At 66.4% G+C, this 5,119-nt stretch carries 2 protein-coding genes; both read right to left on the reverse strand.

The annotated features are described in order from the left end of the window. Nucleotides 1–473: 473 nt before the first annotated feature. The gene (locus ABV518_RS22230) at nucleotides 474–3,512 is read right to left on the reverse strand and encodes a glycoside hydrolase family 2 TIM barrel-domain containing protein (RefSeq protein WP_367771807.1); all 3,039 of its coding nucleotides are present in this window, start codon (nucleotides 3,510–3,512) and stop codon (nucleotides 474–476) included. Nucleotides 3,513–3,631: 119 nt separating this feature from the next. Beyond that, nucleotides 3,632–4,639 (reverse strand): LacI family DNA-binding transcriptional regulator, encoded by a 1,008-nt coding sequence (locus tag ABV518_RS22235; protein WP_367771809.1) that lies wholly within the window; start codon nucleotides 4,637–4,639, stop codon nucleotides 3,632–3,634. Nucleotides 4,640–5,119: the final 480 nt, after the last annotated feature.

Raw genomic sequence — 5,119 nt, forward strand, 5'->3', positions numbered from 1 at the left:
AATACAATAAATTGGTATCAACAAACTTGGCACACTATTGAGTTCTCAAACAACAGACACACCCGGCACCACCACAACCAAACGGCCGTGGATCGCTCCGGAGCAACCTCTCAAACTTACCCGGACTCGAGGAGCTTTGCAAATCGGCGTTTCCGCGATTACCTGCCCCGGCGAACCGGCCCCACCCGAACCCGGCACGCTACAAAGCGTGCCATTTCCAGGCTGTTGAAAAAGGGGGTTTGTCGCAATTTTTCCGCATCAGCGGCGGCGACTCAGAAAACAATACACGCCCACAACCCCCACCGCAAATCCAACCCCGAGAGTGCCGCCAACCCCCGAAAACCCTGAAATCACGCGGATTTCAGGGGTCCATCCCCGCTCCCAGACAGAACAGCCAGCCGGAACCGTCCGCTATGGTGTGGGTCACGGTGTGGGTCACACTGTGCGCGCCCACGCCGGGAGCGGACAATTCCTCAGCTGCGGGCCCGCAACACCACGGTAAAGTCCGCTTCCCGGGCGGCGAGCCGGTAAGCCTCGAGGACACCCGGACCGCAGGCTGCCGTCCCCACTCCCCGCAGTGCGTGGTCAACGTAAACGTGGGTCCTGCCGTCGGGAACCAGGTCAGTCCGGTGGGTTGCCGCATCCACGGCGCCGAGGCTGTACGGGCGGACCGTCAGCGCGAAGGGGGCGCCGGCAATCTCCAGCGTGCCGGCGTCGAGCACTACAGACGCAGCGTGCACGCCTGACCGGGCGCCGGATTCCTGGGGCCGGACGTAGTCAACGTCCATGCCCTCCAGGGGCAGCGAGAACCAGCCGGACTTCGTGCCCTGGCCGGTGTCGGGGTAGCTCTGGTGGGGTCCTTGGCCGAACCAGCTCACAGTGCTGGCCTCTGATCCCAGCACCAGTTCGAGGCCGATCCGCGCCCACTCAACGGGGAAGCCCGCATTGGTCCAGTCCCCGTCCGGGCGGACCTGGGTCCGCAGGCCAACGGACTCTCCGTCGCTGCTCCACGTGTAGTCCACCAGTACGCCAAACTGTTTGTCCGCCGCAGCCACCCGGGTGCGGACAGTCAGGACCTCCCCGCCGTCCTCTGTAGGCTCTGCCGCGATGCCAAGCAAACGCGGGTGCATCCGGTTGAGGCCCGCCTGGCTCCATTGGGTGGCAAGCGGCCGCCTGTCCGGACCGGTCCATTCGCTGCCCAGGTCATTGTCCGTCGGCGCCCACCAGAGCGCCAGACGGAAGTCGTCCACGGGAACACTCCCGATGGAGAGCGGCAGCCCCGACACCCGGTCAAACACCACCGGTCCCAGCCGAAGCACGCCTTCCGAAACGCCCACCGAATCAAGCGGGCGCGGCGCAGCGGACACCGTGATGTCCCGGACCGACTGGCCCCACGCGACTTCATGACCGGCCACTGCCCAGTCTGCTCCCGAGGCAAGGACCGCGCTGACGGTGAGGACGGCTGCGCGTCCGCCGGCCAGTGACGCCAGGCCCGCAGGAAGTTCAGCGGACGTTTCCGCGCCCGGCGCCAGCGACGCAACGTCCACCACGCCGTCCGCAAGCACCGCGCCGCCGTTGCCGGCCCCGCCGTCGGCCTCCAGCACATACCGGAAGCTCAGCGCTGACGTGTCCGCGAAGTCATAGCCGTTCCGGACGGTGAAGCCGGACCAGTCCTCGGCCACGGTAATGCGCAGGGGTTCGATGACCTTCTTGAAGTCCAGCAGGCCAGGGCGCGGGTTGCGGTGGGCGTCCACGAGGCCGTCGGTGACGAAGTTGCCGTCGTGAACTTCCTCACCGAAGTCGCCGCCGTACGCGAAGTGCTCACGGCCGTCCGCGTCCGTGACGGTGATGCCATGCTCGAGCCATTCCCACACGAACCCGCCCATCAGCCGCGGGTAGCGGTCAAAGAGTTCCTGGTATTCCGTCATGCCGCCGGGGCCGTTGCCCATGGCGTGCACGTACTCGCACAGCACAAAAGGCATGGCACGACGGCGGGCGTCCAGCGCGGGATCGTCCAGCGGCTCCTCGACGCCCTGGCCAATCAGTTCCGTTTCCGCCTGGCTGGCATACATCCGCGAATAGACGTCGACGTAGGCCGAGCTCCAGTCGCCCTCGTAATGGATGGGCCGGGACGGATCCCTGTCCTTGGCCCACTTGGACATCGCCGCCAGGTTCCTGCCCGTGCCGGCCTCGTTGCCCAGCGACCACATGATCACCGCAGCGTGGTTCTTATCCCGCTCCACAGTCCGCCGCATCCGATCCACCAGCGCTGGCTCCCACGCCGCGTCGTCGCTGGGGTTCCGGTTCCAACCGGAGTTGACGAAGCCATGGCTCTCCAGGTCGCACTCGAGCACAACATAGAAGCCGAGCTGGTCCGCCAGCGCCAGGAAGTCAGGGTGCGGCGGGTAGTGGGAAGTCCGGATCGCGTTGATGTTGTGCTGCTTCATCAGCCGCAGCTCAGCTTCCACCACATCGCGCGGCACCACGCGGCCCAGCTTGGGGTGGTGTTCGTGGCGGTTGACCCCGCGCAGCAGGATCCGCCGGCCGTTGACCTTGAACTGGGCGTCCTCGATGGAAATGCTCCGGAACCCGACCTGCACTGTGACTGTCTCCCCCGGTGCGCTGACCGTCGCCTCGTAGAGCCGGGGCAGCTCGGCTGACCAGGGCGAGACTCCCAGGATCCGGTGCTCGCTGCCGGCGGCCAGTTCCAGGTTCAGTTCCGGGACGCGTACGACGGCGTCAATCGCTTCACCCGCCCGGGTCGCCTCGATGCGCAGGATGCCTTCGCCCGTCTCGTGGTCATAGTCAGCGTGCACAAACACGTCGTCAATTCCCTGCTCCGGCCGGGCCTGCAGGGTCACGTCACGGAAGATGCCCGGCAACCACCACATGTCCTGGTCCTCCACGTAGCTCGCGGCGGAGAACTGGGCAACGCGGACAGCCAGGACATTGGCGCCTTCTTTGAGGATTCCCGCGACGTCGAACTCGTGTGCCAGCCGGCTGCCGCGCGTGGTGCCCAGTTCCGTGCCGTTGAGCCATACGGTGGCGGCTGACTCGATGCCGTCGAACCGGAGGACGGCGCGCGGAAAGAATTCCGGGCCGGCATGGAATTCCACCGCGTGATCGCCGATCGGGTTGGCGTCCGGCACGTGCGGCGGCTCAACAGCAAAGGGGAACTGGACATTCGTGTAGGCCGGCGCTCCGTGCCCGTGCATCGGCCAGCTGGACGGCACCGGCAGGCCCGTGAAGCCGTTGAGGCCCCCGCCGGACTGCCAGCCGTCACGCGGCGCCTGTCGGATCCCTGGGCTGAGACGGAACTGCCACTCGCCGTTGAGGGACTTCCTGGGGGCGTCGCTGTGGAGGTAGGCGCGGGGCGGCAAGGTTCCCCGGGCAGGGTCCAGGGACGCCAGGCCTTCGACGTCGTCGATGCCAATGTCCAGGGCACGGGCCGTGGGCTGCCCGGCGGACGTCGCCGTGGTCTCGGCCGGCGCGGAGGGAGACTGAAGTGACATGGAATTTCCTTGCTGCAGGGTGCTTGAGGGCCGCACCTGGCGACGCTTCGATTGCTTCGTGAACGTTCACGAGTTTCGTTAAGACTATCCGGCGGCGGGCATTTTGGGTAGGGCCTTTCCTAGGCCGATGCGCGGATCACGAGCTCATGGCGGAGCGTCAGGTGCGTGCCTGCGCTCCGCTGCGGGAGGGCGCCTGTCAGCAGCCCGTCGAGGAGGTCGACGGCGGCCCGCCCCACGTCGCGCAGGTCCAGCGAGAGCGTGGTCAGCTCAGGGGTCAGAAGCGTGCCCAGTGGTATGCCGTCCATGCCGATCACGGCGCAGTCGCCCGGAACCGAGCGCCCGCTGGCGGCCAGCGCCTTGAGCGCGCCCGCCGCCATGAGGTCGTTGAAAACGAGCAGCCCGTCCACTCCCGGAAACGCAGCCAGCATGGCTCCGACGGCATCCCGTGCCCCCTCAGCGGAGTCCAGGGCATGGGCCACTGTCAGTTCAATGCCGAGCTCCTCGGCAGCGCGGCTGACAGCGGAACCCCTGGCCGACAGCTGCTCCGCTGGCCCTGCATCGAGGTAGGCAAGACGCGTGCGACCCATCGCGGACAGACGCTCGAGCGCAAGCCTTGCAGCGTAGGGGTAATCGAAGGAGATGCCGCCGGCTGTCAGCCCGGGGGGCTCATCCAGCACAACCACGGGCCGCCGGCCGAGCAATGCCTGAGCCTCGGCCGCGTGCGGACCCAGGTAGCCGATGACCGCATCCACCTGTGGGGACAGCCGCTCCACAGCGTCCAAACTGCTGCCGCTTCCGTGACCAAAATCATCTACCACCACGTTCCAGCCACGCAGCGTCGCCATCTCAACCACGCTGGAGGCGAATGCGGGAAAGTAGGGGTTGGTGAGGTCGGGTATGGCCAGCCCCACGGCGGTGTGGGCCCCCTGGACGAGCCCCTTGGCGTATCGACTGGGTGTGTAGCCAAGTTCACGCGCAAGTTCCTGGACGCGTTCACGCGTCTCCTGTTTGATGCCTGGCATGTCGTTCATCGCACGCGTCACCGTTTGGCGCGAAACACCCGCGGCCGCGGCGACGTCCAGGATCGTGGCGCGTTTCGCAGTTGGGCCAGGGAAGGAAGAGCTCATGAACCGTAAGTCTAGGGCCAGCCATGGGGACGCCCTTGCGCCTCGTGGTGGCACACCCAGGACGCTCTCGCAGTTGATGCGGGTTTTCCACGGACGCTCTCGCAGTTGTTGCCGGTTTTTCGGCAACCCTCTCGCGGTTGTTGCGGGTTTTGGTCGGACGCTCTCGCGGTTGGGATGGTGGCGTGAGGCACGACGGCGGGCGGCGCCTGGGCTGGGTGCCGGCGGGTGGGCTTGTTGCGGGTGGTGAGAGAGGGTCCGTTCAAAACATGCAGGATGTGGGAGAGGGTCCGTTCAAAACCTGCAGGATGTGGGAGAGGGTCTGTCGGAACACGACAGGTACTGCGAGAGGGTTCGTCAAAACCTGCAGGATGTGGGAGAGGGTCCTGGGTGGGGTGCGGGGTGTGCTGTTAAATGGGAGGGCCCCCCAACACGTGTGTGTTGGGGGGCCCTCGACCTTTTAATGATGTTCCGGCGGTGACC

It is taken from the genome of Arthrobacter sp. HS15c (assembly GCF_040812005.1).
GTDB lineage: Bacteria > Actinomycetota > Actinomycetes > Actinomycetales > Micrococcaceae > Arthrobacter.

Bases quoted from the DNA above. Each gene is read 5' to 3' on its own strand.
- ABV518_RS22230 (WP_367771807.1), bottom strand. From the start codon at position 3,512: ATGTCACTTCAGTCTCCCTCCGCGCCGGCCGAGACCACGGCGACGTCC.
- ABV518_RS22235 (WP_367771809.1), bottom strand. From the start codon at position 4,639: ATGAGCTCTTCCTTCCCTGGCCCAACTGCGAAACGCGCCACGATCCTG.